The following is a 24,718-nucleotide window of genomic DNA, read 5'->3' as shown; positions in this document are numbered from 1 at the left end:
CCGTCAGGCGGGATCGCGCCCCGCCAGGTCAGTCGTAGCTGCGCTGATCCTCGATGACCTTGCCGTCGTTGGGCAGCGCACCCGGGGCGACAACTTCCACCCGGCCCTTGAGTTTCAATACATCCATGACCGACTTCTGATATGCGATATCATCGCCACCATCGGCTTCGACCTGGACAACCATGACATCCATCTCGCCCTCGCGCTGCGCGAGAACGCGGGCGCGACGGATTTCGGAATGGCGGGCGACAAGCTGGGCGACCTGTTCGGGGCGGACGAACATGCCCTTGATCTTCGTGGTCTGGTCCGCCCGGCCCATCCATCCCTTGATCCGCATGTTGGTCCGGCCGCAGGGGCTTTCGCCCTGCAGGACCGCCGACAGGTCGCCCGTGGCGAAGCGGATCAGCGGATAGTCGGGATTGAGCGTGGTCACTACCACCTCGCCGACCTGGCCGGGCTCGACCGGGTCGCCGGTGCCGGGGGTGACGATTTCGACGATGACGCCCTCGTCGACGATCATCCCCTCCTTCGCGTCGGATTCATAGGCGATGTTGCCGAGATCGGCGGTGGCATAGCTCTGCAGGCAGGCGATGCCCCGGTCGGCGTATTCCTGGCGCAACGACGGGAAGAGCGCCCCGCCGCCGACCACTGCCCGCATGAAACCGAGCGGCATGCCCATCTCGTCCGCCTTGTCGAGGATCACCTTGAGGTAATCCGGCGTGCCCGCATAGGCGGTGCAGCCGATGTCGCGGGCGGCCTGGACCTGCAGCTCGGTCTGGCCGGTGCCAGCGGGCAGGACCGCGGCGCCGACGGCGCGCGCACCGTTCTCGAAGATCATGCCGGCCGGTGTCAGGTGATAGCCGAAGCAGTTCTGAACGATATCGCCCTTGCCGATCCCGGCGGCATGCAGGAACCGCCCCATCCGCCACCAGTCGTGGCCGACGCCCCCCGGCTCGTAGATCGGTCCGGGGGACTGGAAGACATGGGCAAACCCGGAAACCGGCAGCGTCGTCAATCCGCCGAAGGGCGGCCTGGCTGTTTGCGCCGCCCCCAGGTCGGACTTGCGCAGAACCGGCAACGCGGCCAGATCCTGCAGGGTGATCACAGACGGGGCGTCGACCTCGTCGAGCCGTCCGCCGTAGCCGGGCAGCCCCTGGGCCGCCGCCACCTGGCGCGGCAGATCCTGCGCAAGCGCCGCGGCGCGTTCATCCGCGCTGCGCGTCTCGAGCGTGTCGTAGTGGTACTCCATGCCTTCACTCCGTCGCGTCAGGTCCGGGCGGCTTGCGCCACGGCGTCGCTTTCTCCGTCCAGGGCCGCCCGCGCCAGCCCCGCAAGAAGCCGCACGAAACGGCCCCTCTCTCCTGCCAACTCTTCCAGCTTTTCCGCATCCTCGGGCAGGCCCAGCTTGCCGGCCTGGTCCAGACACAGCCGGTCCGCCGTCGGCCCGAGCCCGGTCCAGACCATCTGCGCCTCGCGGCAGAAGATGTCGGCGCCCGTCGAACCGATGCCCTTCACCTCCTGCAACAACTTGCGGACCCGGGCCGGGTCGCCGCCGGCCCGCTCGTTCAGATTGCGCAGGTCGTCGTCATATGTCTCGCGCACCAGTTCGGCGGCAGCGCGGATCTGGTCTGCGCCGACATTGTCGAACCGGGCATAGCCATTCTCGTTCAGCACCCGGATCAGCCTGCCTCGGCCCGCGTCGAGGATCGCGTCGATCTTGTGAAAACCCGTCTCACGCAGCGCCGCCGAAGCCTGGAGGGCCTTGCGCCCCGAGATACGGGCCGAACACAGCTGCGCCGTCAGCAGCCAGTGGAACCATTGCTGCGGCACGTCGCGCGCGATGTTGGCGCCCACCTCGTCGCTGAACAATTGGCCCTGCGTGTCGATCAGGGCCTTGGCGATCTCCTTGCAGCTCATGGTCACCTCCGTCGCAAAGGGAGGAAACGACCGGCGCAGGGCGCTGTTCCGGGCCGGCGCGATCATGACAGCCAACGTTTGCGGCGGCGGTACGACCGGACATCCCGGAACGACTTGCGCCCTTCGTCGGACATGCCGAGGTAGAATTCCTTCACATCCGGGTTCTCGCGCAGTTCGGCGGCGGGGCCATCCATCACGATCCGGCCGGATTCGAGGATGTATCCGTAATGCGCGAACCGCAGCGCCACGTTTGTGTTCTGCTCGGCCAAGAGGAAGGTCAGCCCCTCCTTCTCGTTCAGGTCCTTGACGATGCCGAAGATCTGCTCGACCAGCTGCGGCGCGAGGCCCATCGAGGGCTCGTCCAGCAGCACGGTTTCCGGACGGGACATGATCGCCCGCCCGATGGCGACCATCTGCTGTTCTCCGCCCGAGGTATAGCCGGCCTGCGACTTGCGTCGTTCCTTGAGGCGCGGGAAATAGCTGTAGACAAGGTCGAGATCGGCGTCGATCTCGCCCTTCGAGGCGCCGCGGGTATACGAACCTGTCAGCAGGTTCTCTTCGACGGTGAGGTGCTCGAAACAGTGGCGGCCCTCCATCACCTGGATCACGCCCTTCTTGACCATCGCCGCCGGATCAAGGTCCGCGACACGTTCGCCGCGGTAGAGGATCGAGCCCTTGGTGACCTCGCCGCGCTCGGAGTGCAGCAGGTTCGACACCGCCTTGAGCGTCGTGGTCTTGCCCGCCCCGTTGCCCCCCAGAAGCGCGGTGATCCCGCCCTTGGGGACATGCAGCGAGACGCCCTTCAGCACGAGGATCACGTGGTTGTAGATCACCTCGATATTGTTGACTTCCAGAAGCTTCTCGGCCGTGGCGGGCGCCTGGTCGGGGGGCTGTCGCAGCTCGGTTCGGGTCATTGCGTGTCCTCGGAAATCTTTGGGGCCGTGGCCCGCCGGAATGTCCGGGGCCCCGTCGGGCCCCGGACAGGATCGGGTCGGATCAGTCGCACTCGCGCGGGGTGATCCCGTTCTCTTCCGCGTAGGCCATGGAATCCTCCATGATCAGCGGGTCGATGACCTCGAGATCGGGCTCCATGAAGTCCGAGACCGGGGTCCAGGTCTGGTCCGCGGCGTTCCACTGCTGGATGAAGGCGGTCCGCGGCGCAGAGTGCTGCGCGCAGCTCAGCTGGAAGCCGCCGGTGAAGCCGGGCAGACCCAGTTCCTCGAAGCGGGCATCGCTGATCTCCAACGTCTCCATCGCGTCGCGCAGCTGCGTTGCGTCGATGTCGGAGGTGCCGCTGGCCTCCTGTGCCTGACGGATCGCCTCGGCCAGGACGGCGGCGGTGTAGACGCCACGATTGTAGCCGACCTCGCCGAACTTGGTGCCGTCCCCGGCGGCCAGGCCCGCGTCGATCACGGTCGACTTGATTTCCTGCATGGCGGGGTAATCGGTGCCCGCGCCGTGCCAGGTGACCGACTTGTAGCCGTCGGCGCCCTCACCCACGGGAACGACGTCCGCTTCGGAGCCGGACCACCAGACACCGATGAACTTGTCCATCGGGAAGCGGATGTTCGACGCCTCCTGGATGGCGACCTGGTTCATCACGCCCCAGCCCCACATGAAGACATAGTCAGGACGTTCGCGCCGGATCTGCAACCACTGGGACTTCTGTTCCTGGCCCGGGTGATCCACGGCCAGCAGGACCAGTTCGAAGCCGTGCTTCTCGGACAGCTTCTCAAGCGTGCGGATCGGCTCCTTGCCGTAGGCGGAGTTGTGGTAGACCAGCGCGATCTTCTTGCCGTCGAGCGACCCCCCCTCCTGCTCCATCGCGTATTTCGTCATGATGGAGGCCGCGTCCCAGTAGGTGCCGGGCAGGTTGAAGATCCATTCGAAGACCTTGCCGTTCACCGCCGAGGTCCGGCCGTAAGCGACGGACCAGATCGGGATCTCGTCGGCGGTCGCCTTGGGGATCAGCTGATAGGTGATGCCGGTGGATTGCGGGATGTAGACCAGAGCGCCCTGGCCCTTGGTCTGCTCGTAGCACTCGACGCCCTTTTCGGTGTTGTAGCCGGTCTCGCATTCCAGCACGTTGATCTGCTCGCCGCCGATGCCGCCGTCGCGTTCGTTCAGCATGGTCATGTAGTCGCTGAACCCGTCGGCATAGGGGATGCCCGACGGCGCGTAGGGGCCGGTCCGGTAGTTCAGGGCGGGGATGGTCAGATCGGCCAAGGCCGGTGCCACCCCCATGACCGTTGCAGCAAGTGCTGCCATCAGTTTCAGTCTCATCGGTTCTATCCTCCCTTTTTTTCGAGTCCGATGCAGTTGGTTTGGGGCAGTCGCCCCGGGACGTTCCCGCGGTGGATGCCGCGCTCCTCTCGCGTCAGTGGGGGAACGGCCAGAGTCGGAGTTTCTCCTTCGTGACGCGCCACAGCTGGGCCAGCCCGTGCGGCTCCGCGACAAGGAAGACGATGATAAGAAAGCCCAGGATCATGATCTCGAAATGTGACGCCAGCCCCGTGGGCCAGCCCAATGTGCCGACCAACACGTTCTTGAGCAGTACGGGCAGGAGCACCAGGAAGGCCGCCCCCGCGAAGCTGCCGAAGATCGAGCCGAGACCGCCGATGATGATCATGAACAGCACAAGGAAGGACTTGTTGATGCCATAGACCTCACCCACTTCGACCGCGCCGAGATAGACCGCGAAGAACAGAGCGCCCGCTATGCCCACGAAGAAGGACGACACGGCGAAGGCGGTCAGCTTGGAGATCAGGGGATTCACGCCGATGATCTCGGCCGCGATGTCCATGTCCCGGATCGCCATCCACCTGCGGCCCATGGCGCCGCGGGTGAGGTTCCGGGCAAGAAGGGCCGAAGCGACGGTGAAGACGAGGCAGAAGAGATAGGTCGCCCAGGCCTCGGTCGCAGGGCCGGTCACGGCCTGGCCAAAGACGGTGCGTTCGGGCGCGTTGATCTGGCCCGAGGCCGAGTTGTTGTAGAACCACGGGACCCTGTTGAAGAGCCACACCAGGAAGAACTGCGCGGCCAGCGTGGCCACTGCCAGATAGAACCCCTTGATGCGCAGCGACGGCAGGCCGAACAGCACACCGACGATGGCGGTGATGCCCCCCGCCATGACGATGTGAAAGAAGATGTTGATGTCGGGGAAGGCAGTCATCAGCTTGTAGGTCGCGTAGGCCCCGACCGCCATGAAGCCCCCCGTCCCGAGCGAGACCTGTCCGCAGTAGCCCACGAGGATGTTCAGGCCGATCGCCGCGATGGCGTATATCAGGAACGGCAGCAGGACCGCATTGGCCCAGTAGTCGTTGATGACGAAGGGCACGATCAGGAAGGCGACCGCCAGAACGGCGTAATAGCGGTAGCGGTCGAACCGGATCGGAAAGGTCTGGTTGTCGTCGACATAGGATGTCTTGAACTCACCGGCTTCGCGATAGAACATGTCTCAGACCTCGTGCATCTTGGGGGACCGCGGGCAGGCGGTGTCGCCCGAGCGGTGAATTGGCGTGCGGAAACGGATGCCGACGTCCGCCAGGGCAAGGGATGTCATGCGCAGCCCCCTCGTCGCCTCGCGGGCCGCGACCGCGAGGGATCTGAAGTTCGGCCGGAACGTCCCGTCGGAGATGGCGCGCTGCTTCATGTCGGTCTCAGGCCCTCGCCAGCGCGACCAGCCGGACGATCAGCCAGACCAGACCCGCCGAGACGAGCGCCAGACCAAGCATGGACAGAAGCGTCACGTCCGCCCAGAAGGGGCCGCTCTCCAGATCGCCCTTTCGGGCCTCGCCGATCATTCGGGCGAGCCAGATGGCGGCCGACCCCGGGATCAGCAGGATGACAGGTGGCAGGAGTGCGCGCATTGGGTTTCCTCCGCATCGTCAGACCCTCTCGATGATCTTCTCGCCGAACAGGCCCTGCGGCCGGAAGACGAGGAAGATCAGCGCGAGCACATAGGCGAACCAGTTCTCGGTGGCACCGCCGACGAGCGGCCCGATGGCGAATTCGAAGAGCTTCTCGCCGACCCCGATGATCAGCCCGCCGACGATGGCGCCGGGGATCGAGGTGAAACCCCCGAGCATCAGGACTGGCAGCGCCTTGAGTGCAATGAGCGAAAGCGAGAACTGAACGCCCGATTTCGCGCCCCACATGATGCCCGCCACCAGTGCGACGAAGCCCGCGATGGACCAGACGAGAACCCATATGAAGTTGAGCGAGATGCCCACCGACAGCGCCGCCTGGTGATCGTCGGCTACGGCGCGCAGGGCCCGGCCCTGCTTGGTGTACTGCGAGAAGAGCATCAGGGCGGCCACGAGGATGATGGCGATCACCGTGGCCCAGATGTCGAGGTTGTCGATGAAGAAGCCGTAGCCGAAGAAGTCGTAGGTCGCCTCGTCTATGGCGGTGTTGATGCCCTGCGGCAGCCCGACGTCTAGTTTCTTGATGTCGGCGCCCCACATGAGATCGCCCAGCCCCTCCATGAAATAGGCAAGCCCGATGGTCGCCATGAAGAGGATGATGGGCTCCTGGTTGACGAGGTGCCGCATGATGAAGGCGTTTACCGCCCAGGCGAGGCCGATCATCACCACGATGGTCAGCACGATCCCCACGACGGCTGGCAGGTGCCATCCGAAATGATGCACCTCGGTTCCGAATATGGCGTTGATCAGGTGGGAGAAGGGCACCTGACCCTCCATGATCCCCACGAGAGTGAGGGCGGCAAAGAGCGCCATGACGCCCTGCGCGTAGTTGAAGATGCCGGAGGCCTTGTAGATCAGAACGAAGCCCAAGGCGACGAGGGCATAGAGCACCCCGGCCATCAGGCCGTTCAGAAAGACCTCCATTCCGAATAGCAGCTGGTCAGGCATGCGCCGCGCCCCCCTTTCTCAGCGGGCACGCGGCGCGCGCCCTTGTCAGTTCCGCGTCGCGCCAGCCGGTTCGCAGGCGCAGTCCGCGATCAGCGCGTTGGCCTTTTCCGAACGTTTGCCGGCCGGCACCGCCTCGAGCGCGGAGCGTGCCGCCAGCAGGCCCTCGGTGATATCCTCGGCCGTGAAGTCCGGCCGCGTGTCGCCCTCGCCCATCTCGGGCTGGCGGGCATTGCGCGCGGCATGCGCCGCGTCCCGCAGCGCCTGTTTCAGCGCCTGCCGTTCGTCCGTCAGCAGATCGTCCAGGTCCTCCTGGCGGAACTGCGCCGCCTGCAGGGCGGCCGCATCGCTCAGTCCACGATCCTCTCCGAGGATTTCCGCAAGTGTCTTCTTGGTCCAGGTCAGGTCGGGCATCCGTGGTCTCCTTCCGTGTGTTCGGAAGGACAACGGCGACGGACCGGGCAAAGGTCCCCGCACGGGCGGAATTCGCCAACGGAGTCGCGGCCTCAGTCATGCGCAACCCCCAGATAGGCGTCGATGACGTCCTGGTTGCTGCGCACCTCGTCCGGTGTGCCGTCGCCGATCTTCTGGCCGTAATCCATGACGACCACCCGGTCGCTGAGATCCATCACCACGCCCATGTCATGCTCGATCAGCGCGATGGTGGTGCCGAACTCGTCGTTCACGTCCAGGATGAAGCGGGACATGTCCTCCTTCTCCTCGACGTTCATGCCCGCCATGGGTTCGTCGAGCAGCAGGAGCGACGGTTCGGCCGCCAAAGCCCGGGCCAGTTCGACCCGCTTCTTCAGTCCGTAGGGCAGGCGCGCGACGGGCGTCTTGCGGATATTCTGGATTTCGAGGAAGTCGATCACCTTTTCCACGACTTCGCGGTTCTCGACCTCTTCCTTCTCGGCCCTGCCCTTCCAGAGCGCCTGTTGAAACAGGTTCGTCTTCATGTGGTTCAGGCGCCCGGTCATCACGTTGTCCAGAACCGTCATGCCCTCGAAGAGAGCGATGTTCTGGAAGGTGCGCGCGATACCCTGCCGTGCGACCTCGTAGGGTTTCATCTGGGGCCGCTTCGCACCCTTGTAAAGCACCTCGCCCTCCTGCGGGATGTAGAAGCCGCTGATGACGTTCAGCATCGAGGACTTGCCGGCGCCGTTCGGCCCGATGATCGCGCGGATCTCGCCCTCGCGGATGTCGAAGCTGATGTCCTTGATCGCCACCACCCCGCCGAACCGAAGAGTGATGTTCCGCATCTCCATCACCACGCCGCCGATCCTGCGGCCGTCTTCGGTGGTGTAGCCCTCGGTCTGGTCAAGCATAGACAACCCCCTGATACTGATAATTTTTTCTGCAGAAGGTGCGATGGCCCGTTGTTCGGTCTTTCCTTGTGCATTTGCTGCCAGAGGAAACTGCTGAAGTTGGAAGGCTCAATTCACTAGGAGCATTCCGATGCCAATAGCACCGACCCAACCCGACCTCTTTGAAGATGGCCTTGTTGCTGTCGCAAAGACGGATGGTCTCCCCGCCCAGTGTGCGTTCGAGAAACTTTGCAGCACGCATGGCATCAATTCCGGCTTTGCTCCTCTGAGCTTCCGTCTTGTTGTGCAACGAATATTCGACGCGCAATGACAGATGTTTGCTCATTCCGCCGCCACCTTGCGCGTCGCGACCGGCACCACCCTGGCGTCGCGGATCTCCAGCGTCGCCGAGATATAGCCCTTGCGGCCGTCCTCGTAGGTCACCTCGGTCCGGGTCGAAACCTCGTTCGAGCCGTCGTAGAGCGCGGTGATCAGGTCATCGTACTTGTCCGCGATCATGCCGCGGCGCACCTTGCGGGTGCGGGTCATCTCGCCGTCATCGGCATCCAGTTCCTTGTGCAGGATCAGGAAACGATGCACCTGGCAGCCCGAGAGCATCTCGTCCTCGGCGATCGAGGCGTTCGCCTCTTCCACATGCTCCTGGATCGTCGCCATGACCTGCGGATGACCGGCCAGTTCCTGGTACGAGGAATAGGCGATGTTGTTGCGCTCGGCCCAGTTGCCGACGGCGCTCAGGTCGATGTTGATGAAGGCGCAGCAGCGGTCGCGCCCGCTGCCGAAGACCACGGCTTCGAGGATGTTGGGATAGAACTTGAGCTTGTTCTCGACATACTTGGGCGCGAACATCGAGCCGTCAGCCATCTTGCCCACGTCCTTGGCGCGGTCGATGATCCGCAGATGGCCGGTGTCGGGCTCGAAGAAGCCCGCGTCTCCCGTGGCCACCCAGCCCTCGGAATCCTTGGTCGATGCGGTGCTCTCGGGGTTCTTGTAGTACTCCACGAACACCCCGGGCGAGCGATAGAAGACCTCGCCGTTGTCGGCGATCCTCACCTCGACGCCGGGCGACGGCACGCCCACGGTATCGGCGCGGACCTCGCCATCGGGCTGCTGGGTGATGAACACCCCCGCCTCGGTCTGGCCATAGAGCTGCTTCAGGTTGATCCCGAGCGAGCGGTAGAAGCTGAAGATCTCTGGCCCGATCGCCTCGCCCGCCGTATAGCCGACGCGCACGCGGCTGAGGCCGAGCGTGTTCTTGAGCGGGCCGTAGATGAACAGGTCGCCCAGCCGGTATTTCAGACGGTCGCCGAAGCCGACCGGCCTGCCGTCCAGGATGTCTCCGCCGACTTTTCGGGCATGGGCCATGCACCGGTCGAACAGCCATTTCTTGAACCGCGTGCTGTCCTCCATCCGGATCATCACGGTGGTGAGCTGGGTCTCGAAGACGCGCGGCGGGGCGAAATAATAGGTCGGCCCGATCTCGCGCAGGTCAGTGATCAGCGTGTCTTCGCTCTCGGGGCAGTTGACGCAGAATCCCGTCCAGTAGGCCTGGCCGATCGAGAAGATGAAATCCCCCACCCAGGCCATGGGCAGGTAGGCCAGCACCTCCTCTCCGGTCGACAGGCTGTCGAATTCCGATGAGGCGATTGAGGTCTCGATGATGTTCCGGTTCGACAGGACGACGCCCTTGGGCTTGCCCGTCGTGCCCGAGGTATAGAGCATGACGCAGGTGTCGTCATAGGCGATCGCGGACTGGCGACGTTCGAGCTCGGGGTTCAGCTTGTCCCGCAGGTCGTGGCCGGTCTGCTGAACCTGCCGGTAATCGTGCAGCTGGGAGTGGTCGTATTTCCGCAGGCCGCGCGGGTCGAGGTAGACGAGGTGTTCGAACTGGTGCAGCCTCTCCTGCACCTCGACGACCTTGTCGACCTGTTCCTGATCCTCGGCGATGACGAAGCGCGCCCCGCAGTGGTCGAGGACATAGGCCATCTCGTCGGCCGCGCTGTCCTGGTAGACGGGGACCGGAACCGCCCCCACCATCTGCGCAGCGACCATCGACCAGTAGAGATGCGGGCGATTCGACCCGATGATGGCGATGAAGTCGCCCTTCTCGACGCCCATGTCGATAAGGCCGCGTGCCAGGTTGCGGATTTCCTCGCGCGTGTCGGACCAGGTCCAGGTCTGCCAGATCCCGAACTCCTTTTCGCGATAGGCCGCCTTGGTCGCGAATGTCTCGGCATTGCGATCAAGCAGGGCCGGTATCGAAACCAGCCCGTCCTTGCCACCGGACGCAGGTGCCATGCAGTGTCCCTCCCCTTGTCCCGGCACCTCCCCGCGCCGGTCCGCCCTGTCGCGGCGAATCCCCCCGTCGTGCGGAAGGTCCCCAATAAGTTGCGGCGAACCTTTTCGGCATCATTTCCGAAATGTAACGAATTGTAACAGCTGCGACGCGCTTTCCCCCGTGCGCGGCGGATGCTACCTCATGATGTCACCAGCGGGGGCGGCGATGGACTTCAGCAGACGGGATTCCCTGACCCGAGCGGGCCTGAACCTGATCCAGCAGGCCCTGTCCATCTATGACGAGGATCTGCGGCTCGTGCTGTGCAACCGGCAATTCCGCGAGATGTTCGCCCTGCCGAACCGCCTGACAAAGGCGGGCGCGCCGTTCCAGGACACGATCCGCCATCTGGTGGAGACCGGCGAATACGGCCCCATCGACGACACCGAGACCGCCATCCATGAACGGGTCGCGCAGGCCCTGACCTTCCGGCCGCATTATTTCGAACGGACGCGATCGAACGGGCGGGTGATCTCGGTCGAGGGGGCGCCGCTGCCCCAGGGCGGATGGGTCACGGTCTACACCGACATCACCGACATCAAGCGGCAGGAGGAGCTGCTGCGCGCGCGGTCGGCCGAATTGTCGGGCCAGCTGATCAACCATGCCGAGGATCTCGCCGCCGCCAACCGCAAGCTGCAGGCGACGAATGCCGCGCTCGAGGAGGCCCGGGGCGAGCTGACGCAGATGGAGGCGCGAATCCGGCTGACGACCGAAATGATGCCGGCGCATATCGCCCATATCTCGCCGCGCCGCACGTATAATTATTCCAACCGGCGGCTGAACGCGATCATGCCGGGGCGGCCGTCGAATATCCTCGGACTGCACATGGCGGATGTGCTGGGGGCGCAAGCCTACGCGGCGGTGAAACCTTATCTCGACATCGCCTACGAGGGGCGGGAGTCGGTGTTCGAATTCACCGATGCGGCCTCGTCCCGGCGGATCCGCACGGCGCTCAACCCCGACGGCGAGGGCGGCGCCTACATCCTGTCGATGGACGTCACCGAGGAGACCCAGACCCGCGCCGCGCTGGCCCAGTCGCGGCGCCGGCAGCTGGCAGCACAGGTCACCAGCGGCATGGCGCACGATTTCTCGAACCTGCTGACGATCATTCTGGGCACCCAGTCCCGCCTCGCGGCGAGCGACCTCGACCCGGATGCGCGGCGCCTCGTCGAGGCGACACTGGCCGCCGCGCGTCGCGGAGGCGATCTGCTCAACGGGCTGGCCAAGATGACCGCCGACCGCAGGCCCGCCCCGGCCCCGGTCGAGCTGTCGGGCTTTCTGTCGGAACTGACGACGCTGGCCGAGCCGACGCTGGGCGAGGGCGTGACCCTCGCGGTCGATGATCGCACCGGCGGGGCGCGGCTCATGCTCGATATCGCGATGCTTCAGGACAGCCTGCTGAACCTGATCCTGAACGCCAAGGATGCGGTCGGCGGCGCGGGGCGCATCACGCTCACCGCGCGCAACCTTCAGGACACCTGGCTGGAACTCGTCCTGGAGGATGACGGGCCGGGCTTTTCCGAGACCGCACTGACCCATGCGCTGGATCCTTTCTTCACGACCAAGGGCGACGCGGGCAGCGGACTGGGCCTGTCGACCGTGTACGACATGACCCAGATCGTCGGGGGGCGGATGAAGCTGGGCAACACGCGGTCGGGGGGCCGGGTGGTCCTGCAACTGCCGTGGCGACCTGCGCAGCCCGCCGCCGCCCCGGGGCTGGCGCTGCTGGTCGAGGACAGCCCCGACCTGCGCCAGACCGTCCGGAGCATGCTGCGCGCCGAGGGCTATTCGGTCATCGAGGCCGCCAGCGTCGAGGAAGCACGCAGCCTTGTCACCCAGGTTCCCGGCCTGACGCTGATCCTGACGGACATCACGCTGGAGGGGTCGCTCACGGGGATAGATCTCTTCGACAGCTTGCCTGCCGATGCGCCACCCTGCTACATGATGACGTCCCTGCGGACGGATCACACGCTCTTTGTCGAGGCGGCGCAGCGATGCCCGGTGCTTCGCAAGCCCTTCGATCCGGCCGACCTGTCGCATCTGCTTTCGACCGGAGCGCTGCCCCAATGACCGACATTCCGTTGGTGACGATCCTCGATGACGAACCTGAGATCCGGTCGATGCTGACCACGGCGCTGGAAGAGGCCGGTTACAGGACGATGGGCTTCGCCCGCGCGACGGAGTTCGAGGCAGCCATGCAGTCGGTGACGCCGGATCTCTGCCTGCTGGACCTGTCGCTTCCGGACCGCGACGGGCTGACGCTGATCCACCGGCTGGCGCTGGAAAAGGGCGCGACGGTCGTGATCATCTCGGGCCGGGCGCAGGTGCAGGACCGCGTGACCGGATTGGAGCTGGGGGCCGACGATTACATCATCAAGCCATTCGATCCGGCCGAGGTCGTGGCGCGGGTGCGGGCCCGGCTACGGCGGGACCGACCTTCGGCCTCGGCGGCGCAGACCGCCCAGTTCGCCGGGTGGACCGCGCATTTCGACCGTTTCCTGCTCGAAGACGCCGCCGGCGCGGAGGTGCCGTTCTCTCATGCCGAGGGCGAAGTGCTTCGGCTGTTTCTGGAGCGTCCGAAACGGCTGATATCGAGGGCGGTCATGCAGGAGGCGCTCGGCGGCGCGGCGGGCGACAGTTTCGACCGCGCGATGGATGTCCGGATCTCGAGGCTGCGGACCAAGCTGCGCGAGGACCCCAGGAACCCGCGCCTGATCAAGACGATCTACGGGGCGGGCTACATCTTCCTGGGAGACGTCAAATGGAGCTGAGCCACTTTGCCCTGATCACCGGGCCCTTCGTCGGCCGAAGCTCGATGCTCGCCACCGCCGAGGCGCTGCGCGCCGCCGGGGCCATGGTGACCGAGCCCGATCCGCACCAGGCGCACCCGGTCGATCTTCCGTCGCTCGGCGACTGGGCGCTGTCGCTGGTGCCGGCGGTACCGCGCACGCCCGCCCCGGTCGTCGTGGGCTACGGCGCGGGCACGGTTTTGGCCGCCTGGCTAGCACCGCGCATCGGCGCTTCGGCGCTGATCCTCGTGGACGGAGAGGTTCCGCCGGACCGGGGCGCCGCGCCCATCCTGCCCGACCGCGTGTCGTCGCTGTTGCGGGGCGCCGCCGGAACTCAGGGTCTGCCCCGGTGGTCGGACTGGTGGACGGACCTGTCGACGCAGGAGGACATGGGTCTCGCCGCGCTCTCGCGCCAGCGGCCCGAACTGGTCGAGCCCCTGGCCCGCGAGCAGCGGCATTTTCCCGCGGACTGGCTGGATCAGACGCTCGACCTCGATCCATGGACGGACCTGCCGGTCGGCTACCTGCGCCTGTCACGGTTCTTCACGACGGCGGCCGAAGCGGCATCCGGCCGCGGCTGGCCGGTCGAAACCATCGACGGCAGCCACCTGCACCCTGCGCTCATGGGGGCCGAGACGGCCGGGGCGATCCTGGCCGTGGCCGGCGAACTGGACCTCTGAGGGCGCTCAGCGCGCCGCCATCTCCGCGGCCGCATGGGCCAGGATCTGCAGGCCGGTGACGAGGTCCGCCTCGTCCGTGTCCTCTTCGAAGGCGTGGCTGATGCCGTTGATCGAGGGCACGAAGAGCATGGCGGCCGGCATAAGCGCCGCGACCGAGGCCGCGTCGTGCAGCGCGCCCGACGGCATCCTGCGCCAGCGTCCGGGGGCAACCGCCTGGGCCGCACGGGCCAGCGCCTGCTGCATCCCTTCATCCATCGGCACCGGGTCGAGGCCGAGCATGTCCGAGGTCTCGGCGGTCAGACCGGTGTCCGCGGCGGCGTCCTCGATCGCCTGGCGGATGATCTCCTCCATCCGGTCGAGGCGCTGCTTGTCACCGTCCCGCCACTGCATCGAGAACGTGCAGCGGCCCGGCACGATCGAATGCGAGCCGGGGTGCAGTTCCACATGCCCCGTGGTCCAGACCGTCTCGCCAACCACGACGTTGCGGAACCGGTCGGCGATCAGGTGCTGGAACCGCAGCAGTCCCTTGAGCGCGTCCCTGCGCAGGTGCATCGGCGTGGTGCCCGCATGGTTCTGTTCGCCCGTGAAGGTCACCCGCATGTCGCGTATGCCGACGATGCCGGTAACCACGCCCGCCGCCTCTCCGGCCTGATCGAGCCAGGGGCCCTGTTCGATATGACATTCCAGAAAGCCGCGGAAACGCCCGGGATCCGGGAATTCGCCGGCGATATCTGCGATGCGCGCGCGGGCCTCGGCATAGGTGACACCCTGGGTGTCGGTCAGGCGATCGGCCGCGGCGAGCGAGGTGAAGCCGCCCCAGACGCGGCTGCCGGTGGTGACGCCGAAGCGCCCCTCCTCGTCCTCGAAGGAGACGGCCGAGATCGGAATTCCCGCCTCGGCGCCCGCCCGGGCCAGCTCCAGGCCGCAGATCACACCGAGCGTGCCGTCCAGCCAGCCGCCCTCGGGCTGGGTATCGGTATGCGATCCCACCAGAAGCGACTGCCCCTCGGCCAGGCCCCAGACCGTCCCGACCGGATCGATGCGCGCCTCGAGCCCGCAGGCGGCGAACTGTTCGCGCAGCCATCGGCGCGCGGCGATGTCGGGATCCGTGAAGGCCGGGCGGACCACGCCCCGGCCCACGCCCGCGGCGCCGAATTCGCGCAGGCGGTGAAGATCGGCGAGGAACCGGTCAGGGTTGACGGGCAGCATGACGGTCCTTTCCGGATTGGCGGACTTGATCGTGATAAATCCGCGGGAGGTTAGTCATGGCACCCTGAGAAGGTCAACCGCCCCGGTCTGCCGGGCCGGAGTGGCCTTCGATGTGCGTGTTTCGGCTCATTGCCGGGCAGCGCCGCCGTCAGGAAAACAGCCGGAAATAGAGCCAGTTCGGCAGGTAACGCGCGCCCCGGAAGATCAGCGAGAACCAGGTGGGAAAGGCACGCGAGAAGGCATGGGAATTCATGTGTTCGAAACAGATGCGCGCGGCTTTTTCCGGCTCCATGATACCGGGCATCCGGAAGTCGTTCTTTTCGGTCAGGCGGGTGCGGATGAAGCCGGGGTTGAGCAACTGGACCTCGATGCCGCTGTCCTGCAGGTCGCAGCGCAGGCTTTCGGCCAGCGCCATGATCCCCGCCTTCGTCGCCGTGTAGGGCGCCGCGCCAGGCAGCCCCCCGTAGGCGGTCAGCGATCCCGTCAGAACCAGATGGCCCCGGCCGCGCTCCTGCATTCGCGGCAGGACGGCGCCGACCACGCGCATCGCGCCGCCAAAGTTCACATCGGCCATGGTCTCGGCCTGTTCGGCATCCCACCCTTCGGCGCCGAACGGCCAGTAGGCGCCCGCCAGATAGACCACGCCGTCGACCTCTCCGGCCTCCTCCGCCGCAGCATGCACCGCCTCGCGGTCGGTCACGTCGAGGGGCAGGACACGGGCGGGGCCGGGCAGGTCGTCGGCCAGCGCGTTCAGCGTCTCCTCGTTCCGGGCCGACAGGATCACCCGCGTGCCGACCCGGCTAAGCTGGTGCGCCAGTGCCGCGCCCAGCCCCTCGCTCGCGCCGATCAGCCAATAGGTCTTTCCCTGCCAAGTTTTCATCCGTGTCTCCTTTCGGGGGCAACGTCCCGCGTCATGCCCTGTTCCCTAACGCGACACCTCGTGCCGGGGCGGCTCGGGCCGGGGGCGATAGGCGGCCCCCTTCCACCAGAGTTTGAAGGCCTGCCAGTGGATCAGTGCCAGGACGCGGAGCGATCCCAGGGGCCGCCGCAGGGTCGCCCCGAGCAGCCGGGCCGTGGTCAGCGGGACAAACGGGCCGGTGAGCGTGGCGATCACGCCCTCGCCGGCCGGGCCATAGTCGATGCGGATGCCCACATGATCGTCGCGGATGTCGAACCGGAACCTGTAGCCGCCCGTGCGCGGCTGAAACGGCGAGACGTGCATGACCTTGTCGGCGGCCAGGGGAAGGTCGCCGTCGATCGCCGCCAGATCGTCGTGGTGACACAGATAGGAATGGCGGTCGCCGAAGGTGTTGGTCACTTCTGCGACGACGCAGAAGAGCCGGCCCCGATCATCCTCGCAGAGCCAGAAGGAGACCGGGTTGAAGACATGCCCCAGGAGGCGGGGCTGGGCGAGAAGGCGCAGGCGGGCCGGCTGCGGCAGGCCCCGTTCGCGCAGGACCTCGCGCACCCATGCGGCGCCACGCCCCCGCCCCGGGGCGCCGCCGTGATCGCGGTCGTGGATGGCCGCCAGGGCGCGGCGATTGCGACCGAAGAGCCGGGGCGTCCGGAGCGGGGCTTCGGCGTCGATCAGCACATAGTCGACGCCGTAGCGAAAGGCGTTGCGGACCGCCCCCTTGCGGCCATGCCAGGTGTGACCCCTGAGCAGCAGCGGTTGCGCGGGATCGATCATGTCACTCGGCCGCCAGAGCCGCCGGACCGGGCGTGGTGCTGGCGATGCCCTCGACCACGTCGACGGCGCTGGCCAGACCGTCCTCGTGGAACCCGTTTCGCATCCAGGCGCCGCAGAACCAGGTGTTGTTGTGGCCGTTGATCCGCGCCATGTCCTCCTGCGCGGCCAGCGCGGCGGCGTCATAGACCGGGTGGCGCATCGTCACCTGATCGTAGATCTTCGCCGGATCGATCGCGCGGGTCGCGTTGAGCGTGACGAACATCGGATCGTCCTGCGGGATCGGCTGCAGGCGGTTCATCCAGTAGGTCAGATCGAGCGAGTCGCCGATGCGGCCCTGCGCCTCGCGATAGTTCCACGACGCCCAGGCCCGCCGGTTGCGCGGCATCACGCCATCGTCGGCATGCAGGATGACCTCGTTCGGCTGATAGCGGATCGCCGAGAGGCCAGCCTGTTCCTCGATCGTCGGATCGATGAGCATGCGCAGACTGTCGTCGGAATGCGTCGCCAGCACCACCTCGTCGAAAGCCTCCCACGCCTGACCTGCGATGCGCAGTTCGGGGCCGGTCAGCCGGCGCCGGATCGCCTCGACCGGGCTGGAGAGGCGGATGTCGACCCCGGCCGAGCGCAGGGCGGCCTCAAGCCGGGTGACGTACTGGGCGGACCCGTCGCGAACGGTGTACCACTGGTGCTGACCCGTATGGCTGAGAAGCGCGTGGTTCTTGAAGAACTGCACCATCGCCCGCGCCGGAAAATCCAGGATCTTCTCCTTGGGGGTCGACCAGATCGCGCCGGAGAGGGGCAGAAGATAGTAGTCGCGGAACCAGATGCCGGTGCCCAGCGACGCGAGCAGGTCGCCGATCGTCATCGCGGGGTCGTGCGAGGCCGCCACCGCGCGCTTGTTGAAGCGCATGACGTCGCGCAGCATGCCGATGAACCGCGGATCGGCCATATTGCGCAGTTGGGCAAAGACGGCCCGCAGATCGGAGAGCCCGTATTCGATCCGCCCGCCGCGAACCGAAGCGCCAAAGCTCATGTCGCTTTTCACGACCGGTACACCGAGCTCGTCGAAGAGGCGCGTCAGCAACGGATAGTTCGGATAGTTGAAGACGATAAAACCCGTATCGACCGGCTGATCGCCGCGCTTGCCCGCCAGAACCGTGCGGGCATGGCCGCCCAGCCGGGGCGCGGCCTCGACCAGGGTCACGTCATGGTTGCGCGACAGAAGCCGCGCGGCGCCCAGCCCCGAAATGCCGCCGCCGACGACGGCGATGCGGCGCCGCGGGAAATGACTGGATTCGAATGGCATTCAGGGCCCCTTTCCGGCAAAGTCTCGTGTCCTGTACGCGCGAGAGGTCGGGGTGGATGCGGACCGGCTGCACTTTTTTTGCATTTCAGCCTTTTTGCTCCGTGACGGTGATCCGGTTCCGGGGCGCCCGCGTAACCGGGTCATGTTGCAGCAAGCCACCGAGCCGTATCATCATCGCTCGTCCCCGCTGCGGTCTCGTGCTAGGTCATCCATGGTGATGGAGAAACCGAAGCCCGACATGCCGCAGAAGACAGGGGCCGCGCCCGACCGCGGCGCGTGGATCGTCGAGATGGAACTGATCCGCGACAGGCGCGACAAGGAAGCCTTCGGCCGTCTGTTCGCGCATTTCGCGCCGCGCGTTAAAGGCTTTCTGATGAAATCGGGGACCGAGGCCGGCGTGGCCGAGGATTGCGCGCAGGACGTCATGGTGACGGTCTGGCGCAAGGCGCACCTGTTCGACGCCCGGCGCGCCAGCGTCGCGACGTGGATCTTCACCATCGCGCGGAACCGTCGGATCGACATCGCCCGGCGGGAAAGGCGGCCCGAACCCGAGGACCTCGGCTGGGGACCCGAGCCGGATGCCTCGCAGGAGGACAGCATCGCGCTGCAACAGGACACGGACCAGCTGGGCGAGGCGCTGCGCACCCTGCCCGAGAAACAGCGCGCTCTGATCGAACGGGCCTATTTCGGCGACCTGTCGCACCGGGAAATCGCCGATCTAACGGGGCTGCCGCTGGGCACGATAAAATCGAGAATACGACTGGCGCTGGAGAAACTGCGCCACGCCATGGATCAGTCGACATGAGTATCAAGCATCATCTTACCGAGTCCCTGCTGATGGGCTACGCGGCCGGCACGCTGCCCGAGGCCTTCAACCTGGTGGTCGCGAGCCACGTCTCGATGTGCGATTCCTGCCGTGCGGCCGTCGAGAGCTACGAGACCCTCGGAGGCGCACTGCTGGACGATACGTCCTCGGAAATGGCTCCGGACGGGCTGGCCTCGTGCCTCGCGCGGCTTGACGGCGGCGGGGACGAAGTCATAGTCCCTCCGCGGCCGGCCGCCCCGGGAACGCTGCCCGCCCCGTTGCGAGACTATGTCGGCGGCGACCTCGAGGCGATCCGCTGGCGCCCGGTCGGGGGCGGCGTGAAACAGGCGATCCTGCCGACATCGGCCTCGGCCTCGGCGCGGCTGCTCTTCATTCCCGCCGGTGCGGCGGTGCCCGATCACGGACATCGCGGCATGGAGCTGACCATGGTCCTGCAGGGGGCCTTTGCCGACGAGACCGACCGCTTCGGGCGCGGCGACGTCGAGGTGGCCGACGAAGAGCTGGAGCACATGCCGGTGGCCGAGCCGGGCGAGGATTGCATCTGCCTCGCGGCGACCGACGCGCCCCTGCGGTTCCGGTCGTGGCTGCCGCGCCTGGCCCAGCCGTTCCTCAAGATCTAGTCGCGGCGGGTCAGCCGGGCGACGGCCGAGGTGGCCTCTTCGCTCTGCGGCTCGATCGAGAGATCCTCGAAGTCGAAATTGTCCAGCCGCGCGGCGCGCTTGCCCGCTCGCTCGGCCGCGGTGCCGATGCCGTCGATGTCCTTGCGGGCCTGGTCGAAATGGGTATCGAGCTTGCGGACCCGCTCGACCACCAGTTCCACGTCACGGTGCAGCATCTTCAGCGTGCTGCGGATCGCCCCCGCCTGTTCGCGCATCCGCGCATCCTTGAGGATCGCCCGCATGGTGTTCAGGGTCGCCATGCAGGTGGTGGGCGACACGATCCAGACGCGCGCGGCAAAACCGTCCCGCACCACGTCGGGAAAGTTCGCGTGCAGTTCGGCGTAGACCGCCTCGGACGGCAGGAACATCAGTGCCCCGTCGGCGGTCTCGCCTTCGAGGATGTAGCGCTCGGCGATGGCCTTGACGTGGGTCCGGACCGAGGTCCGGAAGGCCTGCGCGGCCGCCTTCGTCTCGCCGTCCGAGCGCGCGTTGCGCAGGGCCTCGTAAGCCTCGAGCGGGAATTTCGCGTCGATCACGATGGGGCCCGGAGGGTTCGGCAGGTGGATCAGGCAATCCGCCCGGCGCCCGTTCGATAGCGTGGCCTGCATCGTGAAACTGTCCTTGGGCAGCGCCTTCGAGACGATGTCGGTCAGCTGGATTTCCCCGAAGGCGCCCCGGGTCTGCTTGTTCGACAGAATGTCCTGAAGCGAGAGAACGTCGCCCGACAGCTTTGTGATGTTCTCCTGCGCCCTGTCGATCGTGGCCAGCCGCGCCTGAAGTTCGGTCAGGCTCTTGGTGGTCTTCTCGGACCCGCCCATGAGCTGCTTGTTCACCTGCTCCTGCATGTCGCTCATGGCGCGCGCGGTCTTCAGCGCGTTTTCGTGCAGGCGGTCCGTCATCTGCTGCTGAACGGCGGCCAGCCGCGTCTCCATCGTCTGGATGACCTGCGCCTGCGTGCTCGCCTGTGCGTTCGAGACCGAGGTCAGGCCGCCGGTCAGCTGCTCCTGCCCGCGCCCGAGCGCGTCGACCGCGCGCCCCATCTGGTCGAGCTGAAAGACCAGCGGTTCCGTCGCGCGGGCGGCCTTGCCGACGCCCCGCAGCGCGAAGATCAGCAGAAGAACGATCAGCAGGCCGAGCGCCGCGCCGAGAACGAGCGCGAGCGTGACCGGCTCGGCCAGGTCGAGGGTGGTGTTTCCGATCTGGATCATGTGCGTCCGAAGAGCCGTTCGATATCGGCCAGTTTCAATTCGACATAGGTGGGCCGGCCGTGGTTGCACTGACCGGACATCGGCGTCGCCTCCATCTCGCGGAGGAGCGCGTTCATTTCCTCGATCCGCATCCGGCGGCCCGACCGGACCGACCCGTGACAGGCCATCCGACTGAGGATGGCGTCGATGCGGGCCCTGAGGGTGGTGCTGTCGTCGCCGTCCGTCAGTTCGTCCAGAATATCCAGGATCAGCGCCCTGGCATCGACCTCGCCGAGGATCGCGGGGGTCTCGCGCACGGCCACGGCCGAGCCGCCGAAGGGTTCGACCGTCAGACCGAGGGCGCCCAACTCTCCGGCGGCCTCGGTGAGCCGCGCGCAGTCGCCCGCGCTCAACTCGACGATCTCGGGGATCAGCAGGGCCTGCGCAGGGACGCCCCGGGCCGCCGTCTGCGCCTTGAGCTTTTCGTAGACCAGCCTCTCGTGGGCGGCGTGCTGATCGACGATGACCATGCCGCGTTCGGTCTGCGCGACGATGTAGTTCTCGTGCACCTGTGCGCGGGCCGCGCCGAGGGGATGGCCCTCCAGTTCGGGGGCGGGTCCGGGAGCCGCGGGCTCGTACCGGGCGGAGGGGGCCGCGAAGCCGTCGAACCCGTCGGGCTCCCGGTCCTGCACCACGCCGCCGACCCCGGGGTCGGGGCAGGCGGGACCCTGACCGAGGTAGGCCATCGCGCGGGCCGGGCCCGAGGGGCGATCCATCTGGTAGACACGCCCCGCGGGGGCGGGTTCCGGCCGCATCGCGCCAAGCGTCGCGCCCGCCACGGTGGTCGAGGCGCGGTGCCCGGCCTCGGCCAGCGCGTGCCGCAGGCCAGACACGACGAGCCCGCGCGCCAGGCCCGGGTCGCGGAACCGGACCTCGGATTTCGCGGGGTGGACGTTCACGTCAACCAGCATCGGATCGCAGTCGATGAAGAGGGCCGCAGCCGGGTGGCGGTCACGGCTGAGAACATCCATGTAGGCCGCGCGCAGGGCGCCGGTCAGCAGCTTGTCCCGGACCGGGCGGCCGTTGACGAAGAGGAACTGTGCCACAGCCGCGCCGCGCGAATAGGTCGGCAGGGCCGCGTAGCCCGTCATGTGCAGCCCCTCGCGCTCGGCGTCGATGCGCAGGGCGTTCTCGGCGAATTCCCGGCCCAGCACCGCGGCCAGCCGGCCGTGCAGGGCGTCGAACATGTCGCCGCTTTCCGGATCGGCCCGGAAGGTCACCCGCCCCTCGCCCCCGCCCGAGACATCGCGCAGCACGAACCCGACGTAGGGTTCGGCCATGGCGAGGCGCTTGACGATGTCGGTGACGGCCTGGGTCTCGGCGCGGTCCGTCCGCAGGAACTTGAGCCGGGCCGGCGTCGCGAAGAACAGGTCGCGCAGTTCGACCACCGTGCCCCCGGACAGGGCGGCGGGACGGACCTCTCCCATTCGGCTGCCGCTGACGGCGATCTCGGCCGCGGTCGCCCCGGCGACGCGGGTGGTGATCCGCAGCCGTCCGACGGCACCGAGCGACGGCAGCGCCTCGCCCCGGAAACCGAAGGTGTGGATGTTCAGAAGGTCCGACCCGTCGATCTTGGAGGTCGCGTGGCGGGCCAGCGCCAGCGGCAGGGCCTCGGCCGGGATGCCGCAGCCGTCATCCTTGACCCGGATCAGGCTCTTGCCGCCCTCGGCCAGCGTGATCTCGATCCGCCGCGCCCCGGCATCCAGCGCGTTTTCCACCAGTTCCTTGACCGCCGAGGCAGGCCGTTCCACTACTTCACCCGCCGCGATACGGTTGATCGCCGCCTCGTCCAGCTGACGGATTACTGGGTTTTCATGGCTCATATTGGGGTCAGGGCGCAACATGCACCAAGACCTAGCACGAGGTTCTCGATTCGACCATGGCTCTTCGCGGCCTGTCTGGCGCTGGCGCCACGGCTTGCCGGAAAAGGCGGCCGCCGCAGCCTCGCCCCTTCCCTTGGAGACGCCCTCAACATATAGTGTTTGCAAATCAAAACCGGCAGAGAGCCGGGCAGAAGGGCTACAGGCATGGCGCATATCATCGTTGTGGGGAACGAAAAGGGCGGCGCGGGCAAATCCACCGTCTCGATGCACGTGGCCACGGCACTGGCCCGGATGGGGCACCGGATCGCCACGCTGGACCTCGACCTGCGGCAGAAGACCCTGGGCCGTTACGTCGACAACCGGAACCGGTTCCTGACGAAGGAAGAGCTCGAACTGCCGACGCCCCGGTACATCGACCTGCCCGAGATCGACGCCAGCAGCCTGAAACCCGGCGAAAATCCCTATGACCACCGCCTGTCCGCCGCCGTCTCCCAGCTCGAAACGGAAGCCGAGTTCATCCTGATCGACTGCCCCGGATCGCATACCCGGCTCAGCCAGGTGGCGCATTCGCTGGCCGATACGCTGATCACGCCGCTGAACGATTCCTTCGTCGATTTCGACCTGCTGGCGCATATCGACAACGACGGTCAGCGCATCCTCGGGCCCTCGGTCTATTCCGAGATGGTATGGAACGCCCGGCAGTTGCGCGCTCAGGCCGGCCTCAAGCCGATCGACTGGGTGGTGCTGCGCAACCGGCTCGGGGCGCAGCAGATGGTCAACAAGGCGAAGATGGAAAAGGCGATTGCGAAACTGTCCAAGCGGATCGGCTTTCGCGTGGCGCCCGGCTTCAACGAGCGGGTGATCTTCCGCGAGCTTTTCCCGCGCGGTCTGACCCTTCTGGATCTCAAGGACATCGGGGTCCAGCAGCTCAACATCTCGAACGTGGCGGCGCGGCAGGAGCTGCGCGACCTGGTGCGGGAGCTGAACCTGCCGGGCGTGTCCGTCACCTTCTGAGCCGCGCTGCTGGCTGAGCCGCCCGGGTTGCCGGCCATGCGCCCCGACCGGCGCACCGCCGGGCCGCGCCATCGCGCCATTTTCGGGCCCCGCGCGTCGCTCAGATCAACGAGCGGGGATCAACAGGAACCGGGCCCCTGCCCCGGGATTGCGTGCGACAGGAGGCCGGGCGGTGCGTGCGAGCCCCCACCCCAGGGGCCGGTGGGGCCAAGGCCTACCCGCGCAAGGCGGGCAGCCCGACACCGGTGCTTTCGAAGCCGCCGTCGGCCGCCAGGGTCTGGCCGGTGACATAGGCCGCCCTGTCGGAACAGAGGAAACAGATCACCTCGGCGACCTCGCGCTCGGAACCGTAGCGGTTCAGCGGGATGGCGTCGTGATAGGCGTCGATGATCTCCTGCGTGTGCACGGCCATGGCCAGCTTGGTGCGGACCGGGCCGGGGCAGACGCAGTTCGCGCGGACGCCGTGTTCGCCCCATTCCGCCGCCTGCTGCCGGGTCAGGTGTATCACGGCCGCCTTGGAGGTGCCGTAGGCCACCCGCAAGGTCGAAGCGCGCAGCCCCGAAATCGAGGCGATGTTGACGATGGCGCCGCTCACCGCCCTCAGCGCCGGCGACAGGGCCTGCGAACAGAGGAAGACGCCGTCGAGATTGGTGCCCATGACCCGCTGGCAGGTTGCAAAGTCGCATTCGTCGATCGGGCCGAAGTCGGCCACGCCCGCATTGTTGACCAGGGCGTGAACCTCGCCCAGATCGGCCACGGCGCGCCGGGCCATTGCCGCGACCGCCTCCGGGTCCGAGACGTCACAGGTGATCGGGATCACATTCTCCCGTTCGGCCGCCACCCTTTGCAGTTCGTCCGCATCCCGGTCGACCATGGCGACGCGCCGGCCCTCGGCGAGGAACAGGTCGGTCGTGGCCAGCCCGATGCCCCGGGCCGCGCCCGTGACGATTGCGGTTGTTCGTGTCATGCTCATCTCCCTCCTCCGCTTGTGCCTGCCGATGATTGCGGGAAAGCGGGCGGAATGGAAAGT

The 24,718-nt window shown here is 66.8% G+C and carries 25 protein-coding genes; 6 read left to right on the top strand and 19 right to left on the bottom strand.

The window, feature by feature from the left end:
* Window positions 1–28 precede the first annotated feature (28 nt).
* From OB2597_RS17630 to OB2597_RS17580, 12 genes are all read right to left on the bottom strand, one after another.
* The gene (locus tag OB2597_RS17630; RefSeq protein WP_009806970.1) at window positions 29–1,249 is read right to left on the bottom strand and encodes a phenylacetate--CoA ligase family protein; all 1,221 of its coding nucleotides are present in this window, start codon (window positions 1,247–1,249) and stop codon (window positions 29–31) included.
* A 17-nt stretch (window positions 1,250–1,266) separates the two neighbouring features.
* The gene (locus OB2597_RS17625) at window positions 1,267–1,917 is read right to left on the bottom strand and encodes a hypothetical protein (RefSeq protein ID WP_040609919.1); all 651 of its coding nucleotides are present in this window, start codon (window positions 1,915–1,917) and stop codon (window positions 1,267–1,269) included.
* A 62-nt stretch (window positions 1,918–1,979) separates the two neighbouring features.
* Window positions 1,980–2,831 (bottom strand): ABC transporter ATP-binding protein, encoded by an 852-nt coding sequence (locus tag OB2597_RS17620; RefSeq protein WP_009806968.1) that lies wholly within the window; start codon window positions 2,829–2,831, stop codon window positions 1,980–1,982.
* Window positions 2,832–2,913: 82 nt separating this feature from the next.
* Complete coding sequence (locus tag OB2597_RS17615) at window positions 2,914–4,200, bottom strand: ABC transporter substrate-binding protein (RefSeq protein ID WP_009806967.1); 1,287 nt, start codon at window positions 4,198–4,200, stop codon at window positions 2,914–2,916.
* Between the two features lie 94 nt (window positions 4,201–4,294).
* Window positions 4,295–5,371, bottom strand: a complete 1,077-nt coding sequence (locus tag OB2597_RS17610; protein WP_009806966.1) for a branched-chain amino acid ABC transporter permease — start codon at window positions 5,369–5,371, stop codon at window positions 4,295–4,297.
* 3 nt (window positions 5,372–5,374) lie between these two features.
* Window positions 5,375–5,569 carry a hypothetical protein gene (locus OB2597_RS17605; RefSeq protein ID WP_009806965.1) on the bottom strand — a complete coding sequence of 65 codons (195 nt, stop codon included), beginning with the start codon at window positions 5,567–5,569 and terminating at the stop codon, window positions 5,375–5,377.
* A gap of 7 nt (window positions 5,570–5,576) precedes the next feature.
* Window positions 5,577–5,786, bottom strand: a complete 210-nt coding sequence (locus OB2597_RS17600) for a hypothetical protein (protein ID WP_009806964.1) — start codon at window positions 5,784–5,786, stop codon at window positions 5,577–5,579.
* 18 nt (window positions 5,787–5,804) lie between these two features.
* Window positions 5,805–6,791, bottom strand: a complete 987-nt coding sequence (locus OB2597_RS17595; RefSeq protein WP_040609427.1) for a branched-chain amino acid ABC transporter permease — start codon at window positions 6,789–6,791, stop codon at window positions 5,805–5,807.
* A gap of 45 nt (window positions 6,792–6,836) precedes the next feature.
* Window positions 6,837–7,202, bottom strand: coding sequence for a hypothetical protein (locus OB2597_RS17590; RefSeq protein WP_009806962.1), 366 nt, complete (start codon window positions 7,200–7,202; stop codon window positions 6,837–6,839).
* A gap of 92 nt (window positions 7,203–7,294) precedes the next feature.
* On the bottom strand, window positions 7,295–8,113 hold the full coding sequence (locus OB2597_RS17585; protein WP_009806961.1) for an ABC transporter ATP-binding protein: 819 nt from the start codon (window positions 8,111–8,113) through the stop codon (window positions 7,295–7,297).
* Window positions 8,106–8,438, bottom strand: coding sequence for a hypothetical protein (locus OB2597_RS21960; protein ID WP_148234758.1), 333 nt, complete (start codon window positions 8,436–8,438; stop codon window positions 8,106–8,108). The genes OB2597_RS17585 and OB2597_RS21960 overlap by 8 nt, the downstream gene beginning before the upstream one ends.
* Window positions 8,435–10,408 (bottom strand): AMP-binding protein, encoded by a 1,974-nt coding sequence (locus OB2597_RS17580; protein ID WP_009806960.1) that lies wholly within the window; start codon window positions 10,406–10,408, stop codon window positions 8,435–8,437. The genes OB2597_RS21960 and OB2597_RS17580 overlap by 4 nt, the downstream gene beginning before the upstream one ends.
* Before the next feature lie 205 nt (window positions 10,409–10,613).
* On the opposite strand from OB2597_RS17580, the gene OB2597_RS17575 reads away from it, so the two are divergent.
* From OB2597_RS17575 to OB2597_RS17565, 3 genes are read left to right on the top strand one after another with little or no spacing between them, the layout of a single operon-like run.
* Window positions 10,614–12,515, top strand: a complete 1,902-nt coding sequence (locus tag OB2597_RS17575; protein WP_009806959.1) for a PAS-domain containing protein — start codon at window positions 10,614–10,616, stop codon at window positions 12,513–12,515.
* Window positions 12,512–13,216, top strand: a complete 705-nt coding sequence (locus OB2597_RS17570) for a response regulator transcription factor (RefSeq protein ID WP_009806958.1) — start codon at window positions 12,512–12,514, stop codon at window positions 13,214–13,216. The genes OB2597_RS17575 and OB2597_RS17570 overlap by 4 nt, the downstream gene beginning before the upstream one ends.
* On the top strand, window positions 13,207–13,914 hold the full coding sequence (locus OB2597_RS17565) for a hypothetical protein (RefSeq protein WP_009806957.1): 708 nt from the start codon (window positions 13,207–13,209) through the stop codon (window positions 13,912–13,914). Before OB2597_RS17570 ends, OB2597_RS17565 begins: the two co-directional genes overlap by 10 nt.
* Before the next feature lie 6 nt (window positions 13,915–13,920).
* Here OB2597_RS17565 and OB2597_RS17560 read toward each other — a convergent pair whose 3' ends face one another.
* The 4 genes from OB2597_RS17560 to OB2597_RS17545 form a co-directional block, all read right to left on the bottom strand.
* Entirely contained in the window at window positions 13,921–15,123 is a 1,203-nt protein-coding gene (locus OB2597_RS17560) for a hydantoinase/carbamoylase family amidase (RefSeq protein ID WP_009806956.1), read from the bottom strand.
* A 148-nt stretch (window positions 15,124–15,271) separates the two neighbouring features.
* Window positions 15,272–16,003, bottom strand: coding sequence for an SDR family NAD(P)-dependent oxidoreductase (locus OB2597_RS17555; protein ID WP_009806955.1), 732 nt, complete (start codon window positions 16,001–16,003; stop codon window positions 15,272–15,274).
* Window positions 16,004–16,048: 45 nt separating this feature from the next.
* Window positions 16,049–16,813, bottom strand: coding sequence for a DUF1365 domain-containing protein (locus tag OB2597_RS17550; RefSeq protein WP_009806954.1), 765 nt, complete (start codon window positions 16,811–16,813; stop codon window positions 16,049–16,051).
* Between the two features lies 1 nt (window position 16,814).
* Window positions 16,815–18,119: an NAD(P)/FAD-dependent oxidoreductase gene (locus OB2597_RS17545; protein ID WP_009806953.1), complete on the bottom strand. Its 1,305-nt coding sequence runs from the start codon at window positions 18,117–18,119 to the stop codon at window positions 16,815–16,817.
* Between the two features lie 238 nt (window positions 18,120–18,357).
* Between OB2597_RS17545 and OB2597_RS17540 the strand changes: the two genes are divergently transcribed.
* Together OB2597_RS17540 and OB2597_RS17535 are read left to right on the top strand one after the other, a co-directional pair.
* Window positions 18,358–18,924, top strand: a complete 567-nt coding sequence (locus OB2597_RS17540) for a sigma-70 family RNA polymerase sigma factor (RefSeq protein ID WP_050759252.1) — start codon at window positions 18,358–18,360, stop codon at window positions 18,922–18,924.
* Window positions 18,921–19,565: a ChrR family anti-sigma-E factor gene (locus OB2597_RS17535; RefSeq protein ID WP_009806951.1), complete on the top strand. Its 645-nt coding sequence runs from the start codon at window positions 18,921–18,923 to the stop codon at window positions 19,563–19,565. The genes OB2597_RS17540 and OB2597_RS17535 overlap by 4 nt, the downstream gene beginning before the upstream one ends.
* Here the strand turns inward: OB2597_RS17535 and OB2597_RS17530 are convergent.
* The gene (locus OB2597_RS17530; RefSeq protein ID WP_009806950.1) at window positions 19,562–20,812 is read right to left on the bottom strand and encodes a DNA recombination protein RmuC; all 1,251 of its coding nucleotides are present in this window, start codon (window positions 20,810–20,812) and stop codon (window positions 19,562–19,564) included. The two genes, OB2597_RS17535 and OB2597_RS17530, sit on opposite strands and share 4 nt — an antisense overlap.
* Window positions 20,809–22,695 carry a DNA mismatch repair endonuclease MutL gene (gene mutL, locus OB2597_RS17525; protein ID WP_040609426.1) on the bottom strand — a complete coding sequence of 629 codons (1,887 nt, stop codon included), beginning with the start codon at window positions 22,693–22,695 and terminating at the stop codon, window positions 20,809–20,811. The genes OB2597_RS17530 and mutL overlap by 4 nt, the downstream gene beginning before the upstream one ends.
* 183 nt (window positions 22,696–22,878) lie before the next feature.
* Here mutL and OB2597_RS17520 point away from each other — a divergent pair, with 183 nt between their 5' ends.
* Complete coding sequence (locus OB2597_RS17520) at window positions 22,879–23,688, top strand: division plane positioning ATPase MipZ (RefSeq protein ID WP_009806948.1); 810 nt, start codon at window positions 22,879–22,881, stop codon at window positions 23,686–23,688.
* A gap of 214 nt (window positions 23,689–23,902) precedes the next feature.
* Here the strand turns inward: OB2597_RS17520 and OB2597_RS17515 are convergent, their stop codons facing one another.
* Window positions 23,903–24,661, bottom strand: a complete 759-nt coding sequence (locus OB2597_RS17515) for an SDR family NAD(P)-dependent oxidoreductase (RefSeq protein WP_009806947.1) — start codon at window positions 24,659–24,661, stop codon at window positions 23,903–23,905.
* Window positions 24,662–24,718: the final 57 nt, after the last annotated feature.

The organism is Pseudooceanicola batsensis HTCC2597 (genome assembly GCF_000152725.1).
Lineage (GTDB): Bacteria > Pseudomonadota > Alphaproteobacteria > Rhodobacterales > Rhodobacteraceae > Pseudooceanicola > Pseudooceanicola batsensis.
The sequence above is the reverse complement of the archived record's forward strand: the minus strand, read 5'-3'. Positions and strand labels throughout refer to the sequence as shown.